Source organism: Ruegeria sp., from assembly GCF_965243365.1.
Lineage (GTDB): Bacteria > Pseudomonadota > Alphaproteobacteria > Rhodobacterales > Rhodobacteraceae > Ruegeria.
Genome location: NZ_CBDEUW010000002.1, coordinates 220,851 through 240,609, shown reverse-complemented (window position 1 = coordinate 240,609; position 19,759 = coordinate 220,851). Strand labels below are relative to the sequence as shown.

Sequence of the window (19,759 nt, the reverse complement as noted above, 5' to 3'; positions counted from 1 at the left end):
GCCGCGGCCCGAGGGGTTGTGTAAGAAAGAGGGCAAAGCAGTTTCGGGAACGGCAATACATGTCCCAATCCATTACCGTCATCACAACGATGAAGAACGAAGGCCCCTATATGCTGGAATGGGTGGCCTTTCATCGGATGTTGGGGGTCGATCACTTTGTGATCTTCACCAATGATTGTGACGACGGCACGGATGAGATCGCCCGCAGGCTTGAGGCGATGGGCTGGGCCTCGCATGTCGACAACGCGGTGGCCCAGGGCGGCAACCCGCAGCATCAGATGCTGCGCCGCGCGCGGCGACATCCGAGGGTCAAAGAAGCCGATTGGCTGATGTGTCTGGATGTGGACGAATATTGGAATATTCGCTGTGATGGCAACAGCTTTGCGGCACTTATTGATGCGGTCGAAGGGAAGGCCGGGCAACACGTCGACGCAATTTCCTTTGCGTGGAAACTGTTTGGCAGCTCCGGCAACATCAGTCTGGAAGACAAGCCCGTGACGCAGGTATTCTCGATGGCGGATCTGGAGTTTCCCTACCATTCGGGCCGGGCTTATGGGCTGAAAACGTTGTTCCGGAACAACGGTAAATTCACCCGGTTCGGGCCGCACCGCCCGAAGGGCATTGAAGAGGGTAAAGAAGGCGAAGTCATCTGGTCGGATGCTGGCGGTAATCTGTTTCCCGCAAATGATGTGGGTTGGCGGGCCTGGCCCGGGTTTGACCACAGTTTTGGTCGCTTGCATCACTACTCGGTCCGATCCCTCGATGGATTTCTGATCAAACGCGACCGGGGGCGAACCAATCACATCAAGGTGGATCAGGGACAATCCTATTGGCGCGACATGAATGCCAACAAGGAAGAGGACCTTTCAATTCTGCCCCTGGCGGAACGCGCGGCACCTGTGCTGGCCGAACTAAAAGCTGATCCCGAACTTGCAAAGCTGCACAAACAGGCGTGTGACTGGCATCGGCGCAAGGTTTCGGAAATCAAACTGCGCCCGGAATGGGTAGAATTCCGGTCCTGGCTGGCCGACAATCTGGTGTAACGCCATGGCAGACCTTTCCAAAGATCAGCTCAAACCCGAGCACCCTGACCGCAAAACCGGTTATGAGCGCATTCTGACCGACCCTGCGCCCCCATGGTTCGTAGAGCTTTACCCGGGCGGCAACGGCACGGGATTTCTGGAGAAGCTGGATCGGCACGCGTTTCTGTATCATCAGCGCGAGCCCAAGCAGTTGGTGGTCAGTTTCGACAATATTGCCAACGTGAACGATCTGTCCTTTGCGCGCGAGCCGTGGGGGTGGAAATTCTTCCGAGACATCGGCTGGTCGCATCTGGGCATTCTGGCGCGCACCAAGGCCTGGTATCGCGACCCTGAAATCATCGACTATCTGAAATCCAAGGCTGCCGCAGGTTTCTTTGATCGGTTCGATCAGGTTGTGTTTGCCGGTGCCTCAATGGGTGGCTTTGGGGCGTTGGCTTTTTCAGCCCTTGTACCGGGGTCGATTGTGATTGCCTTCAACCCGCAAACCACCCTGGACGAACGACTGGTGCCGTGGGAGACCCGATACCGGTTCGGGCGTGTGCAGGACTGGGATTTGCCGCTAAGCGATGGGGCTGCGGCCCTTGACGCAGCACGCAGGGCCTATGTGTTCTATGATCCGTTCTTCGATTTGGATCGCCAACATGCCGCTCGGCTTAAGCATCCCAATGCGATGTTGCTGAAAACGTGGTCTTCGAACCATTTTGCTGCCCCGATGTTGCGAAAGCTTGACCTGCTCAAGCCCGTCATGTTGGGAGCGATGGATGGCACCTTGGAGGCACCGGAATACTACCGGATGATGCGGGCGCGTCGCATGTTGCCCATGTATATGCGGGGCCTCGAAACGGTTGCGTCCGAGCGTCACCCGAAGCTGGTCGGTCTTGCCCGAAAGCGGTTTCAAAGCTTGCGCCGTCAGCAGGCCGCCGAAACAGCCAGGGCTGCGCAATGACCGCATCGCCGGGGGTTTTCATCGGCCAGCGCAAGGACCGAATGGGCGCGCGCCTGTTGATGATGCTGACCTGCATTCGTCTGGCCGAAGACTTTGACACTGACTACCGCGTGAACTGGTTCCCGCAAGGATCGGACGCCCCTGAACTGGACACTCCGCAAGAACTGTTCGCGCAGGACTGGATGGATCGGCACTTTCTGGATGAAAAGGCCTTTGATCGCCTTGCTCAGGATGCGCTTCCGGTTTGGGCCTTTCAAAGCGATCCGTCACCTGATCGGCTGAGGGCGCACCTTGCAGCAGGGCGTTCGGTTCTGGTCGAGGAAGGGTTCGAGGTTCTGGCATTTCCGTGGGAGGATATCGAAGCCATCCGCCCAAGGTACCGCGCGTTCATTCATCAAATCGGTTTCACCGACCAGATCCGTGCCATCATGCAGCGGGCAGACGAAAAGCTGTCGGGGCAGGGGGTGTCGGCCTACCACATCCGGCGCGGTGACATTCTGAACGGGTTGCCCTGGAAACACTCGACATGGCCTGCAAAGATCGAGCCCGAGGAACTGTACGCGGCGCATCTGAACAAGGCCGGGGGTAAGCCCGCGATCATGTTCTCGGACCAACCGGAACTGATTGCCCGATTCCAGCAGCGCTTTCCAAAACTGATGCAGATGTCTGATATTGCAGACCTTTCCGGCCTGACTCGCGCCCAGAGGGACTTTCTGGAGCTCTACACCATGTCCCGGGCCGATCAGGTGATCGCGCCCTTCATTTCGGCCTTTTCCATGGCTGCGGCGCGCGTTTCCGGCCAGCAGAGAAAGGTGTTTCGCGATGTCCTGACCGAGGATGAGATGCAGGCGGCGAATACGCGGGTCATAGAACGGACCGCGCAAGGGCCGGATGCGTTCCTGAGCAGTTCCGAGGCCGCGCATGTCTACTCGAAAGCAGTGCAATATCTGATTGCGCAGGATCGAGTGCAAGAGGCCTATGACATTGCCAAGCCGATCCTTGAGGCGGGCGCCGACAATGCTTTTCTGCCGCTGCTTCAGGCGCTGAACAGTTTTTATCTGGGCCAGTGGCAAGAAAGCGAGGCGATCGCCACGCAAGGCTTAGAGAACCCACATCTTTGGCCGGAAGATCACGCTGTGCTCAGCGCGCTGCGCGGCGCCATTCTGGGGGCGCAGAAAAAGCGGTGGGGGGCGACTATCCAGTTTTCAAAAGCGTTTTGGGCCAAACCGTTACGCCCCGATGTTGTCGTGCTGGGGTCACGCATGCTGTATCGGGATCAACTGGCGTTCCGTCTGTTTCCTCCGGTGGATTGGGGTTTGCAGCGCGCCTTGCGGCAACGCCGGTTCCCTCCGTTTAACAATCTGTATCTGGTCCAGCACAAGGTTATCGCGCGTCAGCCCTGTAACTTTGACATGATCCTGATGGATTGGTCAGAGCTGGCATTGGATCAGCGCGCCAAACGGTTGTTTGGTGACGGGCCACGCCTGTCCAAGTTGCAGGCCGGGCTTGATGAAATGTCAGGTATCGAAGCTGAGGATCCCCAGCTTCGCAGTTTTTCGTCGCTCTTGCAGATGCATCGCGGAGAGATGCCGCGCGACAAGGTCATCGACATGGCCCGGCAGGTCGTCGCAGACCACCCTGAAAATGCACTGTATCACAAACGCCTGGCCGAGCTCTACGAGGCCGAAGGCGACACAGGCCGTGCGCGCCGGACCATGGCGGACGCCCTGACTTGTGATCCCGACAGCCCGTTTCTGGTCTTTGCAATGGGTCGTCTACTGGAACGGATCGGAGCCACCGAGCAGGGTGAAAACCAGATACTACAGGCCGCAGACATGGATGAGGCGACCGCCGCCATTCAGGGTATGGCCGGGCAGATTCATCTGCGTCGGGGAAACAAGGGCAAAGCGCGTGGCTATCTGCGCAAGGCAAATGCGCTGTGCCCTACATTCAAACGCTTTGCCAATCAGTTGAAGAGATCAGAGAATTGACAGCTTTGCACCGGGGCGGCTGGCGTGTTTGCCATTGGTTTGCGGTCTCAAACCAAATACTGTGCCCAAAACCGGTGGCAACCGGTAGCGAACAAACAAGAACCTGACGCAATAAGCTTTTGAAGGCATTTGCCGTCAGTATGCGAGGATCGAGTGAGATGCCAAGTGACTACAAAATAGGCATGCTCTGGGTGGAAGGGCCGCTCAGCTTTCTCGAGCAGTTGTGCATGGTGTCCTTCATGGATGCTGGTCAGGATGTCGTCCTTTACGTCTACAACAATGTCACGAATGTTCCTGACGGGGTCGAAGTGCGCGATGCACGTGACGTGCTGCCCGACGAAGACTTTGTCGTTCACAGCCGCACCGGCAGCCCCGCGCCGCATTCCGACAAGTTTCGATACCGCATGCTTGCCCAGGAGCCCGATCTTATCTGGGCGGATACTGACGCCTATTGCATCCGGCCATTTGTACCCACTGATGGGCATTTTTACGGTTGGATCACGAACACCGAAGTTGCCAACGGTATTTTGAAGTTGCCACCCGATAGCCCAACCCTGCGGGATTTGGTGCGCTATACCGAAGATCCATATGCGATTCCGCCTTGGATCGCACCGCGCCACAAACAAGAGTTGATAAAGGCGCAAGAAAGCGGTGATCCCAAACATGTCGGGGAAATGCCGTGGGGCGTCTGGGGGCCAAGCGCGGTGACCTGGCTGTTAAAGCGTCACGGAGAGGACAGGCACGCGATCGAGCCGCATATCCTGTATCCCATTGCCTATGAAAACCGAAGGATAATGGCACGGCCCCGCGGAAACTGTCAGCGGTTCATTCAGCCCGATACGGTTTCGATCCACTTTTATGGCCGGCGGATGCGCCCGCTGCTGCGGGATCGGTTTGACAGCCGTCCTCCACCCAACAGCTTGATTGGACAACTGCTTGAAAAACATGGGATAGATCCGGCCGCTGCGCCGATTTGATCGTTGGTTGTTACCTGGCACACGCGTCGATACCTCCGGTTGGATCGTTAAGACTGACCTGGCGACAAAGCTGTCGCATCAGTCATTCAACCGGAATGTCTTGCCGTAGCTTTCCGGTCGTTTTGTCAAAGATCAAAATGCGATTGTCATCGGTTACAACCGCGTACCAGTTGTTCCCGATTGTCACGGCCTGTGCGCGCGCTCCGTCTGGCAGTTCGACCTGATCGGGCAGCGTGGGTGTTCGGTCTGATAAGCGGATGACAATCAATGCGAATGTCACTAGAACCCCGCCAATCATCACCGCGGTCAGCAGCATGACCATGCGACGCAATAGGCGAAGCTGAGGCGTCTCTTGCGGTTCAAGAGGTTCAGAAGGATCGGTCATGGGCACTCGCCTGATTGAGTTTCGCATCGCGGCAGCGCCGCCACCCCGCCTTGATAAGGCGCTTTCGCGGGATGTGCCAGAGACCGAGGCATTGTCGCGCACCCGTCTGGCCCGCCTGATCGCCGACGGCGCAGTCCGTGTCGACGGGGTTGTGTCGAAAGACCCAAAGGCGAAAGTGGCCGAAGGTGCTCGGATCGAGATTACTGTGACCGAGGCTGAAGACAGTCATATCGGTCCGGAAAACATTCCGCTTGAGGTTGTTTACGAGGACGCCGATCTGATCGTGATCAATAAACCTGCGGGAATGGTGGTGCATCCCGCCCCGGGTTCTCCGAGCGGGACATTGGTGAATGCGCTGCTGCATCATTGCGGCGCCGATCTGTCCGGGGTGGGTGGCGTCAAGCGCCCCGGGATCGTGCATCGGATCGACAAAGAAACCAGCGGCTTGCTTGTGGTGGCCAAGTCGGATGCGGCCCATCACGGACTGGCTGCTCAGTTCGAAGCCCACAGTGTGGAACGCTATTATCATGCGATCTGCTACGGTGTGCCGGATGCCAATGATCCGCGTCTGCGTGGGATCAAGGGCGTCAGTTTTGAGCCCGGCAATATCATGCGCCTGACGACGCAACTGGCACGGCACAAGACAGATCGTCAGAAACAGGCGGTTCTGTTCCATGGCGGGCGTCATGCGGTCACAAGGGCGCGGGTGGTCGAGAGGTTTGGGACTCCGGCCTCGCTTGCGCTGATCGAATGTTGGCTGGAAACCGGTCGGACCCATCAGATCCGCGTTCACATGGCCCATGCCGGGCATGGTTTGGTCGGAGATCCCGTCTATGGAGGCAAGCGCAAGCTTCCCGCCAGGGCGTTTTCACCGGAAACCGCCGAAGCTGTTCGAGCCTTTCCGCGGCAGGCCCTGCATGCCGCAGTTCTGGGCTTTGAACATCCCATAAGTGGAGACATGCTGCGCTTTGAGGCTCCGCTCCCCGATGACATGAAAACCCTACTGGACGGGCTGCGAGTACCGCTGACATAATCTGCAAAGGCTTGTGAGGAGGCCGCTTTTAGCTTTTCTTAAGCGGTGGTTAATTTCAGACTGTTAACAGATCCTCTTGAATGTATCGGGTCTGGTACCCATATCCCATGTTAAGGGCTTAAACATTTGTCCAAGGGGCAGAATTATATGGCAAATTACTCAAATCTTCCCGCGCCGACACCTGAAGGTGGGCTGAACCGCTATATGCAGGAGATTCGCAAGTTTCCCCTGCTGGAGCCGGAAGAGGAATATATGCTGGCGAAACGCTGGGTCGAAGAACAGGATACCGAGGCCGCACATAAGATGGTGACCTCGCACCTGCGTCTGGCGGCCAAGATCGCCATGGGATATCGCGGCTATGGTCTGCCGCAGGCTGAGGTGATTTCCGAGGCCAATGTGGGTCTGATGCAGGCGGTCAAGAAATTCGACCCTGAAAAGGGATTCCGTCTGGCGACCTATGCCATGTGGTGGATTCGCGCTTCGATCCAGGAATATGTGCTGCGGTCGTGGTCGATGGTCAAACTGGGCACGACGTCGGCGCAGAAAAAGCTGTTCTTCAATCTGCGTAAGGCCAAGGCACGCATAGGCGCGCTGGAAGAGGGCGATCTGCGGCCCGAAAACGTGACCAGGATCGCGGAAGACCTCGGTGTGACCGAAGAGGAAGTGATCAGCATGAACCGCCGGATGTCCGGTGGTGACGCCTCGCTGAATGCGACTGTCGGGTCCGAAGGCGAAGGCACGATGCAGTGGCAGGATTGGCTGGAAGACGAAGACGCCGATCAAGCGGGCGACTACGAAGCCCGGGATGAGCTTGAGGCGCGGCGCGAATTGCTGGCCGCTGCACTGGAAGTGTTGAATGATCGCGAGAAGGACATCCTGACCCAGCGTCGTCTGATGGATCAGGCCGTGACGCTTGAGGAACTCAGCACGCAGTACAATGTCAGCCGCGAGCGTATTCGCCAGATTGAAGTGCGCGCGTTCGAGAAATTGCAGAAAAAGATGCGTGAGCTGGCGCGCGAGAAGGGGATGCTGGCCAAGGCCTGATCCCGCTTTCGATACAAAAGAAAAGACCGGTCCACTCACGTGGGTCGGTTTTTTCGTGCCCTGAACATATTGAATTTGTCCATGACAGGGGGCTGTCGTGTTGTTAGAACAGCTCGATTCCGTTTGCGCTAACGTAAGTGGATGTGACACTTCGGGGGGAGGGACGATCATGCATAAACCGGTTCAATGGGGCGTGTTGGGTGCCGCGAAATTTGCGCGACAACACATGGGGCCTGCCATTCATGCGGCGGGTGGGGCACGGTTGGCCGGTTTGGCGACCTCGGATACGGCTAAGGCCGAGCCGTTCCTTGAATTCTGTCCCGACCTGACAACTTATGACAGCTATGAGGCACTGCTGGCCGATCCCGAAATCGAGGCGGTATACATCCCCCTGCCAAATCATCTGCATGTGGAATGGAGCCTGAAGGCGCTGGACGCAGGCAAGCATGTGCTGTGTGAAAAGCCAATGACACTGCAGGCCGAGGAGTTCGATCAACTGATCGCCAAGCGGGATCAGACCGGCCTGCTGGCGGCTGAGGCGTATATGATCGTGCATCACCCGCAATGGCAATTGACCCGCAAATTGATTGCGGATGGCGCGATCGGGCGTCTGGCACATGTGACCGGGGCGTTTAGTTTCGACAACCGGATGGATACCGGTAATATCCGCAATCGCGTCGAGACCGGCGGCGGTGGGCTGCGGGATATCGGAGTTTATGTCATCGGTTCGGCCCGGTATGCGTCGGGGCAGGAACCCGAGGCCGTTCAGTCAGCGATCCGATGGGAAAATGGAATCGACGCGTTTACCGAGATACGGGCGCAGTTCCCAGATTTTACCTACTCGGCCTATGTTTCGATCCGAATGCACCCGCATCAAGAGATGGTGTTTCACGGTGAAAAGGGCATTATCCGCCTGACCGCCCCCTTCAACGCACGTGTTTTCGGCGAAGCGCGCGTTGAGCTGCATCGCCCGGGGCTTGAGGTCCAGGTCACGCGCTTTCCGGGCGAAGATCATTACAAACTACAGGTCGAGGCGTTTGGCCGAACCATCCGCACCGGCGAGGATTATGCCTGCCCGCTGGAATTCTCGCGCGGCACGCAAGAGGTGATCGACAAGGTCTTCGCTGGTGCCGTGGCGTTGTAAAGCCATGACTTGCCAACACATCCCCGGCGCGTCTAACCTGTTTGATACCTGAACGGGAGAGGGGCAATGGCTGGTGGTTGGGCACGCGACGGCGCGGTGAGCGAGCAGATCGAAGCGTCGATTTCTGACGAACTTGCACGCATGCAGGCGCAAAAGCGCCCTGTGGGCGACAGCCTGACTCATTGCGCCGAATGCGAAGAGCCCATTCCCGAAAAACGTCGACTGGCCTTGCCGGGCGTCAAGCTATGCCTCGATTGCCAGCAAGAGCGAGATGGAGCGTTCCAGACACGTGGCGGTATCAACCGGCGCGGTTCGAAAGACAGCCAACTGAAATAGGCAGGAGCGCGACGTGAAGGGCGGATCGGAAAAGACCTTGGGGTGGTTAAACAACGGTCTGCTGCTTGGGTTTCTGGCGGCGTTTCTGTGGGGCACGCATAGTGTCATTGTTCGATATCTGACCAGCGATCTGGGGGGATTGCAGATCGCTGTGTCCCGGCTGTTCATCGCTGCGCTGGCAATCTATTGCATATTGCGCGTGATGGGTGCCGGTGTTGCGATCCGGTTCAGCGACTGGAATTTTCGCCTGGCCGTTTTTGCGACTGTCGTGAACTATATCCTCTTTCATATCGGGTTAGAGCATACCGGTGCGGCCAACGCGATGGTCTTGGAAAACACGGCGCCTTTCTTTGTGTTGGTGTTTCTCTATTTTTTTGCGGATACGCCTGTCACCCGGGTGGATGTTCTTGCCACTGGTTTGGCGATTTTCGGCGTCTTTCTGACGGTCTACCAAGACTTTCAGGGTGGAGGGGAACCTCTGCTGGGCGATATGATGGAAATCGGCGCGGGGTTCAGCTGGGCCGTGTTTCTGATCGCAAGCAGCCGGGCCATGCGGTCGTCGCAGACCACGGCGGAGCGTTTAAACTTTTTGTTCGGGATATTTGTTTGCTCGGGTGTTCTGCTGGTTCCGCTGGCGCTGTTCTCGCTGCAGGTTCCAACTGCCAACGATCTGGTATTTTTGCTGCTGCTTGGAATATTGCCGACAGCGCTTGCGTATTATCTTTGGTACGAGGCTGCGGCCCGGGTTTCCACACTTACGGCGACGCTGTTATTCGCCGCCTCGGTTGTGTTCACATTCGTGAATTCCGCCGTATTTCTGGGCGCGACCATCACGCCACTGGCAATCGTCGGGGCCGTACTGATCGTAGCCGCCATTTTCCTGACATCGATGAAGAAATCCGGTGACAGCGGATAGGACGGCCCGCAGAGGGCCGCCCCAACGGGCTGCGTCAGCTTTCCATCGCTTCCAGTTCGTCGATGAAACCTGAGATCATCGACAGACCTTTGTCCCAGAATTCCGGATCGCTGGCGTCCAGCCCGAACGGGGCCAGCAGCTCTTTGTGGTGCTTCGAGCCACCCGCACGCAGCATCTCAAAATACTTGTCCTCGAAACCCTCGGCGCCACTTTCGTACACAGAGTACAAGGCATTCACGAGGCCGTCGCCAAAGGCATAGGCGTAGACATAAAAGGGCGAGTGAACAAAGTGCGGGATATAAGCCCAGAAGGTTTCATACCCGTCCATGAATTCGAATGCCGGACCAAGGCTTTCGGCCTGAACGCTCATCCACAGTGCATTGATGTCATCTGGGGTCAGCTCGCCTTCGCGCCGGGCCGCGTGCAGCTTGCATTCGAAGTCGTAGAAGGCGATCTGGCGGACCACCGTGTTGATCATGTCCTCGACCTTGCCCGCCAGCAGCACCTTGCGCTGTTCCGGGGTTTCCGCCTGATCCAGCATCTTGCGGAAAGTCAGCATTTCACCGAAGACCGAGGCGGTTTCGGCCAACGTCAGCGGGGTGGATGACAGCATCTCGCCCTGATCGGCGGCCAGTACCTGATGCACGCCGTGGCCCAGCTCATGCGCCAAAGTCATCACGTCGCGCGGTTTGCCCAGATAGTTGAGCATCACATAAGGATGAACTTCGGTCACCGTTGGGTGGGCAAAGGCGCCAGGCGCTTTGCCGGGCTTAACTGCTGCGTCGATCCAGCCTTTCGAGAAGAAAGGCGAGGCGATTTCGCCCATCCGGGGATCAAACGCGTTATACGCGTCCATCACTGTCTTTTCGGCTTCGTCCCAACCAACGATGCGCGTGTCTTCCATCGGCAAGGGCGCGTTGCGGTCCCAGACTTGCATGACATCCAGGCCCAGCCACTTGCGTTTCAGTTCGTAGTAACGGTGGCTCAACTTGGGATAGGCGGCCACGACGGCCTCGCGCAGGGCCTCGACCACCTCGGGTTCGACATCGTTTGACAGGTGGCGACCGGTCTGGGCGGTGGGCATGTTGCGCCAGCGATCAACGATCTCTTTTTCCTTGGCTTGCGTGTTGTGAACGCGCGCGAAAGTTTTGATATTGCTTTGGAAAACACCGGCCAGCTCCCGCGCGGCTGCTTCGCGTTTGGCGCGGTCCTGCTCGGTCAGAAGGTTCAGCGTGCCTTCGATGTTCAGCTCCTGGCCGTCGACGTCAAAGGTCAAACCTGCGATTGTTTCGTCGAACAGGCGTTCCCACGCATCGCCGACTACGCCAAGGTCATGCAGGAATTTTTCCAGCTCATCGGGCAGCTGATAGGGCTTCATCGCGCGGATGCGGCGGAAGACGGGTTCGTACCGCGCCAGATCGGCGTTGGTATCGAAATGCGCTTTGAGCGCGTCATCGTCGATCCGGTTGATTTCCAGCGTAAAGAACACCAGCGGAGTGGTGAAGACGGTGATCTTTTCCTGCATGTCCGACAGGAACTTGGCGCGATCCGCGTCTGTGGTCAGTTGGTAGTAGCGCAAGCCCGCAAAGGACATGATCCGACCGGCGATGGCGTTGATCTTTTCGTTGCGTTGCACGCAGGTCAGCAGACCGGCAGCGTCCAACTCGGCCAACTTGCCTTCGTAATCTGACGCGAAGGAGGCGCATTCGCCCTCCAGCCAGTCCAAATCGCGGGATAACTCCGGTGCGTCTTCGGATGTGTAGAGGTCGGTCAGATCCCATTCCGGCAGGTTGCCCAGGTTCTCGGCACCTCCGGCTGCGTTTGCATCTCGGACGGGAAAGGGCAGGTCGCGCATGGAACACCTCTTGGAAATTTGCTTTCACGGACATCTAGGCGCGCTGAGCGCGGATCACAAGCAGGCTGAAACTGTGCGGTCTGCTGAACTCAGACCGCAGGCTCACATGGGCGAGCAGACCGCGCGGCTGCAAAATGCTCGGCAAGCTGGTCAAATACGGGGCCGCGCACCTGGGGTGCTTCCATCATCACCTCATGCTCGCCATCCGGAATTTCGACCAGCGTACCGGTTGGCCAGTTTGCCATGCGGTCGCGGATTGCGTTCCGGTCCACGATTTGTTCGTGGCTGCCCAGAAAGGTCAGGCAAGGAATGTCAGGGGCGGTTTGTTCCATCGCCCACGCACATTCATCCAGCGCTTCACGCAGCCAGATTGTGGACGGCGCGCCCAACGCCAGTTCGGGGTAGGCGGCCAGTTGATCCTGCATCAGCTTGTACATGTCGGGGTCGCGGGTCAAAACGTTGCCCTCAAACGGTTGCGAGGCGACATAGCTTTCCCGTGAGGTTGTCGGGGGCGTTTTTTCACCCAAACCGATCCGCGGGCCCCAATAGGCCGTGACCCGGCTAAGCGGCTTCATGATCGGAGAGAAATAAATCCCCCACATCGGCCCCGTAAAGCCGCAGGCCGAGAAACACTTGTTTTCCACTACGGCCCGCAGGCCAATTGCGCCGCCCATCGAGTGGCCGATGACATACCATGGCTTGGGCAGGTCCAGTTCCGCCGCATAGGTCAGCACAACACGTACATCATGTTGATAATCCGTGAATTTCTCCACATGCCCGACACGGCGGTCTTCCAGCAGGCGATCTGCAAGGCCTTGCCCCCGCCAGTCAACGGCAAGTGCCGCGAAACCACGGCGGATGAACTCCGATGCCGCATCACCATATTTCTCGATATATTCAGTGCGCCCGGGAAACAGCAATACGGTTCCCTGCGCCTCGCCTTCGGGCAGCCAATGGGCCACCCGAATGCGTTTTCCGTCCTCGGTCTCAAGCCAATGGGCTACACCGCCGGCGGGCCCGCCAGCCACGTCTTCATACAAAGGGGCTGGCGCGTATTCCATCAGGCCAGTACCGAGGCAAGTTTCATGGCAATTCCCATATCCCCGTCCACGCTCAGCTTGCCGGACATGAATGCGCCGGTCGGGTTCATTTCCCCGCTGAGAATCTGTTCGAACGTGTCTGCATCCGCGCTCAGGGTCACGTCGGCCTCTTCGTCGCTGACGCGCGCGCCATCCGCATCCAGAACAATCGCGCCCAGATCGGCGATGGCAAACTTGGCCGACGCGTCAAAAGCACCGCCCGCCAGTTTTTCATTCAGCGCGGCTGCTGCTTTTTCAAGAATCTCGCTCATGTTATTCCTCATTTTGTTAATGCGCCAAGAATGGACATCCCCGGTCGCAACGCTACACTGACCGTTGTTATGAGCATTGCAAGCATCAATCTCAAAGGTATCGTCGCGGCACTTGTTGTCCTAGTCATGTTTTCCACCAGTTCGGGTGCGCAGCAGGCGGATTCCCGCAACGAGGCTGATCTGTTGCAGCAACTGGCCGAAGCGACGCCGGAACAGGCCATTAATCTGGACCGGCAGTTGCAGGCGCTCTGGTCACAGTCGGGGTCGGCATCGGCCGATTTTCTGCTGGAGCGCGGGCGCGAAGCGCTGGATGACGGTGATATCGAGAAGGCAATCGAACACCTGACGGCGTTGACTGATCATGCACCGGATTTTGCCGAGGGCTGGCATATTCGGGCTTCGGCGTTTTTTGGAATGGACCGCTATGGCATGGCGGCGGCCGACCTTGAACATGCCCTGACACTGAACCCCAACCACTACGAGGCCATCTATGGGCTGGGTCTGATCTTTGAGATCATCGGCCAACCAGAACAGGCGTATAAGGCCTATTCTCGTGCGTTGGCTATACATCCCCACCATGAAGAAGTAACCAACGCCATGAATCGGCTGAAGCCTCAGGTTGAAGGCAAGGCTCTGTAAGGCGCTGAGCAGGGGACAAAAGTGAGCGGGTCATCCCGAATCGTGGCCGTTCTTGGCCCGACAAACACAGGTAAAACCCACTACGCGATTGAGCGCATGCTGGGGCACCGGACCGGTGTCATCGGCCTGCCACTGCGGCTGCTGGCGCGCGAGATCTATGACAAGATCGTCGCCATTCGCGGCCCCTCGGTCGTGGCCCTGGTCACGGGTGAAGAACGGATCGTTCCGCCGCGAACCCAGTATTGGGTCTGTACTGTCGAAGCGATGCCCGAAGGCATGGGCGCGGATTTCGTGGCCATTGATGAAATCCAGCTATGTGCTGATCCCGAACGCGGCCATGTGTTCACCGACCGGCTGCTGCGCGCCCGCGGAACAAACGAGACGCTGTTTCTGGGCTCCGACACGATGCGCGGTGCAATTGCCGCGCTGGTGCCCGAGGCTCAGTTTGTCCGGCGCGAGCGGATGTCTAAGCTGGTCTATTCCGGGTCCAAAAAGATCAGCCGGATGCCCGCACGCAGCGCTATCGTCGGGTTCTCGGTCGAAAACGTCTATGCCATTGCCGAATTGCTCCGCCGTCAAAAGGGCGGGGCGGCTGTTGTCATGGGTGCGCTCAGCCCGCGTACGCGGAACGCACAGGTGGATCTCTATCAGAACGGTGAGGTCGACTATCTGGTCGCCACTGACGCTATCGGCATGGGGTTGAATCTTGACGTGAACCATGTGGCGTTCTCGTCTCTGACCAAGTTCGACGGTCGAAGGATGCGGCCTTTGGCCCCGAACGAACTGGCGCAGATCGCTGGCCGTGCAGGGCGCGGTATGTCTGACGGCACCTTTGGCGTGACCGGTGAGGCCCCGCCACTGGACGAAGGTGTCGCGCAGGCGATCATGGACAGCCGATTTACGCCGATGAAAAAGCTGAACTGGCGGAATGCTGCCCTTAGGTTCGGCTCGATTGACGCGTTGATCGACTCGCTTGAGGTCAGTCCCAATGACGAACATCTGGTCAAAGCGCGGCCCGCCGATGACCTGAATGCGCTGAAATCACTGGCGCAGGTTACCGAGGTCGTGGCTCGGGCCAGCGACGGTCAATCCGTCCGTTTGCTCTGGGATGTGTGTCGAATACCCGATTTTCGCGGTATCAGCCATGCCGAACATGCCAGCCTGCTTGAGGTGATCTATGGCCACCTGCACGAACGCGGCTCGATCCCCGATGACTTCATGGCACGGCAAATCCGCCGGATCGACCGGACCGATGGGGATATTGATGCACTGTCCAAAAGGTTGGCATATATTCGCACATGGACATATGTTGCGCAGCGAAATGGCTGGTTGCGTGACGAATCCCATTGGCGTGAGGAAACGCGCACTGTAGAAGACAGGCTGTCGGACGCGTTACATGACCGTCTGACTCAGAGATTTGTGGACCGGCGTACATCGGTTTTGTTGCGCCGGCTCAAACAGAAGGAGGCCCTTTTGGCCGAAGTAAATGACAAGGGTGAAGTGACCGTCGAAGGCGAATTCGTCGGTCGTCTGGAAGGGTTCCGGTTTATCCCGGACAAAGCTGCTCAGGGAACCGAGGCGAAAGCTCTGAAATCGGCCTCTCTGCAAGCACTCGCGCCGCAATTCCATCTGCGTGCCGATCGCTTCTACAATGCACCCGATACCGAAATTGATTTCACCGATCAGGGTGGCCTGATGTGGGGCGAATATGCTGTTGGCAAGCTTGTTGCCGGGGCCGAGCCTCTCAAGCCGATGGTCGAGGTTTTTGTGGATGAGGCCGCGGGGCCGGATGTCGAACAGAAAGTTCAGCGCCGTTTGCAACACTTCATCGACCGCAAGGTTGCTGCGCTGTTCGAGCCGCTGCTGAATTTGCAGCGCGACGAGGAACTCAGCGGTCTGGCCAAAGGCTTTGCCTTCCGCATGGTCGAAGCGCTGGGCGTGCTGCCGCGCGCGCAGGTCGCGCAAGAGGTCAAGGATCTGGATCAGGACGCTCGTGGCGCACTGCGCAAGCACGGTATCCGCTTTGGTCAGTTCACTATCTTCATGCCGCTGCTGCTGAAACCCGCACCGACGCGCCTGCGTCTGGTTCTTTGGGCGCTGTCCAGTGGCTTGCAGGAATTCCCCGAGGCACCGCCTCCGGGTCTGGTCACCGTGCCGGTCGCCAAGGACGCGCCGCAAGGCTATGACACTATGTGCGGATACCGCGATGCGGGGGAGCGCTCGATCCGGATCGACATGCTGGAACGTCTGGCCGATATGCTGCGGTCCGAGGACAGCCGGGGTGGGTTCGAGGCCAAACCCGACATGCTGTCGATCACCGGCATGACGCTGGACCAGTTCGCGGACCTGATGCAGGGTCTGGGCTACAAGGCCGAACGTGGCGAGCGTGAGAAAGTGAAACCTGCACCTGTTGAACAGCCTGAGGCCGAAGCGGCCGGACAACCCACCGCTGAAGAGATTCTGGCACCAGAAGCTGCGACAGATGAGGTTGCCACACCCGCCGAGGCGCCAGCCGAGGCCACCGCAAGCACCGAGGCGGCAGCCGAGGCTCCGGTCGCTGACCCCGCGCCGGACGAGCCCGAAGTGGAGGTGTTCTACACCTTCACATGGGGCCGCCAGCGCCAGCAAAATCGTGGCCCGCGCCGCGAGCAGGGGCAGGGCAAGGGCAAACCGCGTGGTAAGCCTCAGGATGGGCGCGGCAAGCCTCATGGCAAAAAAGGTGGCAAGCCGCAGGGCGCGAAATCGTTCTCTTCCCGGCCTCCGAAAAAGGAAAAGGCTATCGATCCCGATAACCCATTCGCCGCAGCGCTGATGGGCTTGAAGGACGGCAATTGATCACCAGTGGCCGAGGCCAAGCTGCGGATTGACAAATGGTTGTGGCAGGCGCGGTTCTTCAAGACCCGTAGCCTGGCCACCAAACAGGTCAGTGCTGGCCATGTCAGACTGAACGGCCATCGGGTGCTGAAACCGGCGCAGGCCGTGGCGCCCGGAGATATCCTTACCTTCCCTCAGGGTCGTGTTGTGCGTGTGGTTCGGGTTGAAATGTTGGGCGAACGCCGTGGTCCTGCATCCGAGGCGCAGACACTGTACTTTGATATGACAGAAAAGCAGGACGAACCTTCTGACAATCCGCGTTTTGAAGGAAAAGGTCGCCCGACCAAGAAAGATCGGCGCGCTATCGATCTTTCTCGCATGTCTGACGACTGATCTGATCTTGCAGACGGCGTCAGACTGAACTAGCTAGTCGCCCAAGCCGTAAACAGGAATTGACCAATGACCTATGTTGTCACCGATAACTGCATTGCTTGCAAATACACCGATTGCGTCGAAGTCTGCCCGGTGGATTGCTTCTACGAAGGCGAAAACGCGTTGGTCATCCATCCCGATGAGTGCATCGATTGCGGCGTGTGCGAACCGGAATGCCCTGCGGATGCGATCCGCCCCGATACCGAGCCGGATATGGAAGGGTGGGTCGAATTCAACCGGAAGTATTCCGAACTATGGCCGGTGATCGTGACCAAGAAAGACCCACTTCCCGAAGCCGAAGAAAGAGACGGCGAAGAAGGCAAGCTGGACAAGTATTTCTCGGAAGCACCGGGTGAGGGCGGGTAAGCGATTCGCCGCCGATCGGATACGGCATCCAGATAAAGTTTGTCTGGCAACGATATGATTCCACTCGGTTTCCCGCGTCATTTCACGGGATGACCTTTTGAGTGTCGCAATTTTGTGATATACTCCTTACCTGAATGATGACTGAGACTGGGATGCGCTCCGTAAGTATGCTCACTTTGGAGTTTTAATTTTGTGACATGATAGCCGTGTGGCGGCGCCCTGAGTGGCTCTGCCAAGGGCTATTTTTGTCTGCGTCACAGTCTGCAACCAAGGATGAATGTGAATGTCGAAGTCGAAAAAGCTTGAGTTCCGCCCGAACGATTATGTTGTCTACCCTGCTCATGGCGTGGGCCAGATCATTTCGATCGAAGAGCAGGAAGTGGCGGGATTTTCGCTGGAGCTGTTCGTCATTTCGTTTGAAAAAGACAAAATGACCCTGCGGGTGCCCACCAACAAGGCCACCGAATCCGGCCTGCGTTCGCTCAGCTCGCCGGATGTGATCAGCCAGGCGATGAAAACGCTGAAGGGGAAGGCCAAGGTCAAACGCGCCATGTGGTCGCGCCGGGCGCAGGAATATGAGCAAAAGATCAACTCGGGTGATCTGATCTCGATTGCAGAGGTGGTCCGCGACCTGCACCGCACCGACGATCAACGCGAGCAGAGCTATTCCGAGCGCCAGCTGTATGAAGCAGCGCTAGAGCGTCTGACCCGCGAAGTGGCCGCCGTGTCCGGTGCCGACGAAATCGCGGCTGCCAAGCAGGTAGATGAAGTTCTGACTTCGCGCGCGGCCTGATAGGGTTCGAATTCATTCAAGGGCCGTCCCGAATCTCGGGGCGGCCTTTTTTCGTGGCTGCGCGCTTGGTATGGCGGCACATGTCAGGTATTTTTCTGTTGATACAGGAAGATGCGGGATCACGATGAAGCAAACTGTCAAGTTTCTCTACATCAGCCACGAGCCGGTTTCGGTTTGGTTCCGTTATGGTCTGATCCTGTTCGACATCGCTTCGATCATCTTCTTTGTTGCCACCGCAAATATCCCTCATGGACCGGGGCTAACGGCGGCAAGCTTGGGCGTGGGGTTGATTATCCTGCTGGATTTTTCCGCCCGCTTGTGGATTTCGAAAGATCGTTGGAAGCTGCTGCGCCAAATCTACACGCTGGCCGATATCGTGGTGATCGTATCCCTGATGCTCGATCCGTTTCTGACCGGAAATCTGGCGTTCGTTCGAATTTTGCGGGCGTTGCGGTTGATCCATTCTTACCATCTGCTGCGGGATTTGCGTCGGGACAGCCTGTTTTTCCGCACTCACGAAGATGCGGTGATCGCAGCGATCAACCTGCTGGTCTTCGTCTTTGCGACGTCCACGGCGGTGCTGGTCTTTTTTGCGCCTGAGGGCTCTCAAACTCCCTATATCGACGCGCTTTACTTTACCATGGCGACACTGACGACGACGGGGTTTGGGGACATCACGCTGAACACACCCGCAGGAAAGCTGTTCTCTGTCTTCATCATGGTCGTCGGTGTGGCGCTGTTTGTACGTCTGGCCCAGGCGATCTTTATGCCGCAAAAGGTGCGCTATAAATGCCCAAGTTGCGGGTTGTTTCGGCATGATCCGGATGCCGTGCATTGCAAGCATTGTGGTGCAACGTTGCGCATCGAAACCGGGGGTGCGTCTTAGATCAATGCGGTCAGAGCCAAAAGAAAAACGATTTCCGAGACTTGTTGTGCAGCGCCCAGAATGTCCCCGGTCTGACCACCGATCTTGATCCTGGCGATGCGTGCGACAATCGCGGCGGCAAACAGGGCGCAGATCATAGGTAACACGGCCTGTGCACCCAGCAACAACAGGGCCAACAAAATGGCTAACCCTATGCCAGCCAGAACGGCGAACAGGGGCGGCGCACCAACCGAATGGCTCAGGCCCGAGTTGCGCGCGTTGGGCAGCGCGTGCATCAGCGCGGGCATCACGGCACGCGAGAACATGCAGGCGGCCAACACACCCGTCAGCAGATTTGCCCCTACCAAGGTCACGACAGCCGCAATCCGAAGCAGCTGAAAAAACATCAAAGCCAGCACGCCATAGGTGCCGATATGGCTGTCCTTCATGATCTCAAGCCGGCGCTCGGTCGTAAACCCACCCCACAGCCCGTCGGCGGTGTCGGCCAGCCCGTCTTCGTGCATCGCTCCGGTCGCGATGATCAGTACGGCGACCAGCAAGGTGGCAATCGCAAACAGGGGGAGCTGCGCCCAAATGGCGATCCAGCCGACCCCACAGGCCAACGCTCCGACAACGAGCCCGGCCAGCGGATAGGCCCAGGCAGCCTGCGATTGGCGGGCAAAGGCCTGATCGGGAAGGCGCGGCAGGGGCAGGCGGGTCAGCAGGACCAAAGCAAGCGGTATATCCCACCGTGAAAACGGGGCGGTGTCGTTTTTATGCACTCCCAAGCCTTTCCCGGTCTTGTTGCTTTGCCAACAATGGTTAAACA

The 19,759-nt window shown here is 58.1% G+C and carries 20 protein-coding genes; 15 read left to right on the top strand and 5 right to left on the bottom strand.

Annotated features, from left to right (window positions below):
- Positions 1–59: 59 nt before the first annotated feature.
- The 4 genes from ACP0GE_RS04870 to ACP0GE_RS04855 all read left to right on the top strand — a co-directional run bounded on the left by ACP0GE_RS04870 (position 60) and on the right by ACP0GE_RS04855 (position 4,957).
- Entirely contained in the window at positions 60–1,043 is a 984-nt protein-coding gene (locus tag ACP0GE_RS04870; RefSeq protein ID WP_424830875.1) for a glycosyltransferase family 2 protein, read from the top strand.
- A 4-nt stretch (positions 1,044–1,047) separates the two neighbouring features.
- Positions 1,048–1,989, top strand: coding sequence for a hypothetical protein (locus ACP0GE_RS04865; RefSeq protein ID WP_424830874.1), 942 nt, complete (start codon positions 1,048–1,050; stop codon positions 1,987–1,989).
- On the top strand, positions 1,986–3,980 hold the full coding sequence (locus ACP0GE_RS04860; protein WP_424830873.1) for a hypothetical protein: 1,995 nt from the start codon (positions 1,986–1,988) through the stop codon (positions 3,978–3,980). The genes ACP0GE_RS04865 and ACP0GE_RS04860 overlap by 4 nt, the downstream gene beginning before the upstream one ends.
- Before the next feature lie 158 nt (positions 3,981–4,138).
- Entirely contained in the window at positions 4,139–4,957 is an 819-nt protein-coding gene (locus tag ACP0GE_RS04855; RefSeq protein WP_424830872.1) for a hypothetical protein, read from the top strand.
- A gap of 82 nt (positions 4,958–5,039) precedes the next feature.
- Here ACP0GE_RS04855 and ACP0GE_RS04850 read toward each other — a convergent pair whose 3' ends face one another.
- A complete protein-coding gene (locus ACP0GE_RS04850; RefSeq protein ID WP_424830871.1) occupies positions 5,040–5,342 on the bottom strand; it encodes a DUF6476 family protein in 303 nt (100 codons plus the stop codon).
- Here ACP0GE_RS04850 and ACP0GE_RS04845 point away from each other — a divergent pair.
- From ACP0GE_RS04845 to ACP0GE_RS04825, 5 genes are all read left to right on the top strand, one after another.
- Positions 5,341–6,375, top strand: coding sequence for an RluA family pseudouridine synthase (locus tag ACP0GE_RS04845; protein ID WP_424830870.1), 1,035 nt, complete (start codon positions 5,341–5,343; stop codon positions 6,373–6,375). The two genes, ACP0GE_RS04850 and ACP0GE_RS04845, sit on opposite strands and share 2 nt — an antisense overlap.
- A gap of 147 nt (positions 6,376–6,522) precedes the next feature.
- A complete protein-coding gene (rpoH, locus tag ACP0GE_RS04840) occupies positions 6,523–7,419 on the top strand; it encodes an RNA polymerase sigma factor RpoH (RefSeq protein ID WP_424830869.1) in 897 nt (298 codons plus the stop codon).
- 169 nt (positions 7,420–7,588) lie between these two features.
- On the top strand, positions 7,589–8,563 hold the full coding sequence (locus tag ACP0GE_RS04835; protein ID WP_424830868.1) for a Gfo/Idh/MocA family protein: 975 nt from the start codon (positions 7,589–7,591) through the stop codon (positions 8,561–8,563).
- Positions 8,564–8,629: 66 nt separating this feature from the next.
- Positions 8,630–8,899: a DksA/TraR family C4-type zinc finger protein gene (locus ACP0GE_RS04830; RefSeq protein WP_424830867.1), complete on the top strand. Its 270-nt coding sequence runs from the start codon at positions 8,630–8,632 to the stop codon at positions 8,897–8,899.
- 13 nt (positions 8,900–8,912) lie between these two features.
- Positions 8,913–9,815 (top strand): DMT family transporter, encoded by a 903-nt coding sequence (locus ACP0GE_RS04825; RefSeq protein ID WP_424830866.1) that lies wholly within the window; start codon positions 8,913–8,915, stop codon positions 9,813–9,815.
- Between the two features lie 34 nt (positions 9,816–9,849).
- Here the strand turns inward: ACP0GE_RS04825 and ACP0GE_RS04820 are convergent, their stop codons facing one another.
- The 3 genes from ACP0GE_RS04820 to ACP0GE_RS04810 all read right to left on the bottom strand — a co-directional run bounded on the left by ACP0GE_RS04820 (position 9,850) and on the right by ACP0GE_RS04810 (position 13,021).
- Positions 9,850–11,670, bottom strand: coding sequence for a M3 family oligoendopeptidase (locus tag ACP0GE_RS04820; RefSeq protein ID WP_424830865.1), 1,821 nt, complete (start codon positions 11,668–11,670; stop codon positions 9,850–9,852).
- An 89-nt stretch (positions 11,671–11,759) separates the two neighbouring features.
- Positions 11,760–12,731, bottom strand: a complete 972-nt coding sequence (locus ACP0GE_RS04815; RefSeq protein WP_424830864.1) for an alpha/beta hydrolase — start codon at positions 12,729–12,731, stop codon at positions 11,760–11,762.
- Complete coding sequence (locus ACP0GE_RS04810; protein ID WP_424830863.1) at positions 12,731–13,021, bottom strand: SCP2 sterol-binding domain-containing protein; 291 nt, start codon at positions 13,019–13,021, stop codon at positions 12,731–12,733. Before ACP0GE_RS04810 ends, ACP0GE_RS04815 begins: the two co-directional genes overlap by 1 nt.
- Before the next feature lie 69 nt (positions 13,022–13,090).
- Here ACP0GE_RS04810 and ACP0GE_RS04805 point away from each other — a divergent pair, with 69 nt between their 5' ends.
- The 6 genes from ACP0GE_RS04805 to ACP0GE_RS04780 all read left to right on the top strand — a co-directional run bounded on the left by ACP0GE_RS04805 (position 13,091) and on the right by ACP0GE_RS04780 (position 18,951).
- Complete coding sequence (locus ACP0GE_RS04805; protein ID WP_424830862.1) at positions 13,091–13,660, top strand: tetratricopeptide repeat protein; 570 nt, start codon at positions 13,091–13,093, stop codon at positions 13,658–13,660.
- 21 nt (positions 13,661–13,681) lie between these two features.
- A complete protein-coding gene (locus tag ACP0GE_RS04800; protein WP_424830861.1) occupies positions 13,682–16,495 on the top strand; it encodes a helicase-related protein in 2,814 nt (937 codons plus the stop codon).
- Between the two features lie 6 nt (positions 16,496–16,501).
- A complete protein-coding gene (locus ACP0GE_RS04795; protein WP_424830860.1) occupies positions 16,502–16,867 on the top strand; it encodes an RNA-binding S4 domain-containing protein in 366 nt (121 codons plus the stop codon).
- A 66-nt stretch (positions 16,868–16,933) separates the two neighbouring features.
- Complete coding sequence (gene fdxA, locus ACP0GE_RS04790) at positions 16,934–17,272, top strand: ferredoxin FdxA (protein WP_424830859.1); 339 nt, start codon at positions 16,934–16,936, stop codon at positions 17,270–17,272.
- A gap of 283 nt (positions 17,273–17,555) precedes the next feature.
- A complete protein-coding gene (locus ACP0GE_RS04785; RefSeq protein WP_424830858.1) occupies positions 17,556–18,065 on the top strand; it encodes a CarD family transcriptional regulator in 510 nt (169 codons plus the stop codon).
- Between the two features lie 124 nt (positions 18,066–18,189).
- A complete protein-coding gene (locus ACP0GE_RS04780; RefSeq protein ID WP_424830857.1) occupies positions 18,190–18,951 on the top strand; it encodes an ion channel in 762 nt (253 codons plus the stop codon).
- Here the strand turns inward: ACP0GE_RS04780 and cobS are convergent.
- Positions 18,948–19,712 (bottom strand): adenosylcobinamide-GDP ribazoletransferase, encoded by a 765-nt coding sequence (gene cobS, locus ACP0GE_RS04775; protein ID WP_424830856.1) that lies wholly within the window; start codon positions 19,710–19,712, stop codon positions 18,948–18,950. The two genes, ACP0GE_RS04780 and cobS, sit on opposite strands and share 4 nt — an antisense overlap.
- Between the last annotated feature and the right edge of the window lie 47 nt (positions 19,713–19,759).

Excerpts from the sequence above, each read along its gene's own strand:
- ACP0GE_RS04860 (WP_424830873.1), top strand. The coding sequence starts at position 1,986 with ATGACCGCATCGCCGGGGGTTTTCATCGGCCAGCGCAAGGACCGAATG.
- rpoH (WP_424830869.1), top strand. The coding sequence starts at position 6,523 with ATGGCAAATTACTCAAATCTTCCCGCGCCGACACCTGAAGGTGGGCTG.
- ACP0GE_RS04830 (WP_424830867.1), top strand. The coding sequence starts at position 8,630 with ATGGCTGGTGGTTGGGCACGCGACGGCGCGGTGAGCGAGCAGATCGAA.
- ACP0GE_RS04855 (WP_424830872.1), top strand. The coding sequence starts at position 4,139 with ATGCCAAGTGACTACAAAATAGGCATGCTCTGGGTGGAAGGGCCGCTC.
- ACP0GE_RS04820 (WP_424830865.1), bottom strand. The coding sequence starts at position 11,670 with ATGCGCGACCTGCCCTTTCCCGTCCGAGATGCAAACGCAGCCGGAGGT.
- ACP0GE_RS04845 (WP_424830870.1), top strand. The coding sequence starts at position 5,341 with ATGGGCACTCGCCTGATTGAGTTTCGCATCGCGGCAGCGCCGCCACCC.
- ACP0GE_RS04850 (WP_424830871.1), bottom strand. The coding sequence starts at position 5,342 with ATGACCGATCCTTCTGAACCTCTTGAACCGCAAGAGACGCCTCAGCTT.
- ACP0GE_RS04835 (WP_424830868.1), top strand. The coding sequence starts at position 7,589 with ATGCATAAACCGGTTCAATGGGGCGTGTTGGGTGCCGCGAAATTTGCG.
- ACP0GE_RS04785 (WP_424830858.1), top strand. The coding sequence starts at position 17,556 with ATGTCGAAGTCGAAAAAGCTTGAGTTCCGCCCGAACGATTATGTTGTC.
- ACP0GE_RS04810 (WP_424830863.1), bottom strand. The coding sequence starts at position 13,021 with ATGAGCGAGATTCTTGAAAAAGCAGCAGCCGCGCTGAATGAAAAACTG.
- ACP0GE_RS04865 (WP_424830874.1), top strand. The coding sequence starts at position 1,048 with ATGGCAGACCTTTCCAAAGATCAGCTCAAACCCGAGCACCCTGACCGC.
- ACP0GE_RS04780 (WP_424830857.1), top strand. The coding sequence starts at position 18,190 with ATGAAGCAAACTGTCAAGTTTCTCTACATCAGCCACGAGCCGGTTTCG.
- ACP0GE_RS04815 (WP_424830864.1), bottom strand. The coding sequence starts at position 12,731 with ATGGAATACGCGCCAGCCCCTTTGTATGAAGACGTGGCTGGCGGGCCC.
- ACP0GE_RS04805 (WP_424830862.1), top strand. The coding sequence starts at position 13,091 with ATGAGCATTGCAAGCATCAATCTCAAAGGTATCGTCGCGGCACTTGTT.
- ACP0GE_RS04870 (WP_424830875.1), top strand. The coding sequence starts at position 60 with ATGTCCCAATCCATTACCGTCATCACAACGATGAAGAACGAAGGCCCC.
- fdxA (WP_424830859.1), top strand. The coding sequence starts at position 16,934 with ATGACCTATGTTGTCACCGATAACTGCATTGCTTGCAAATACACCGAT.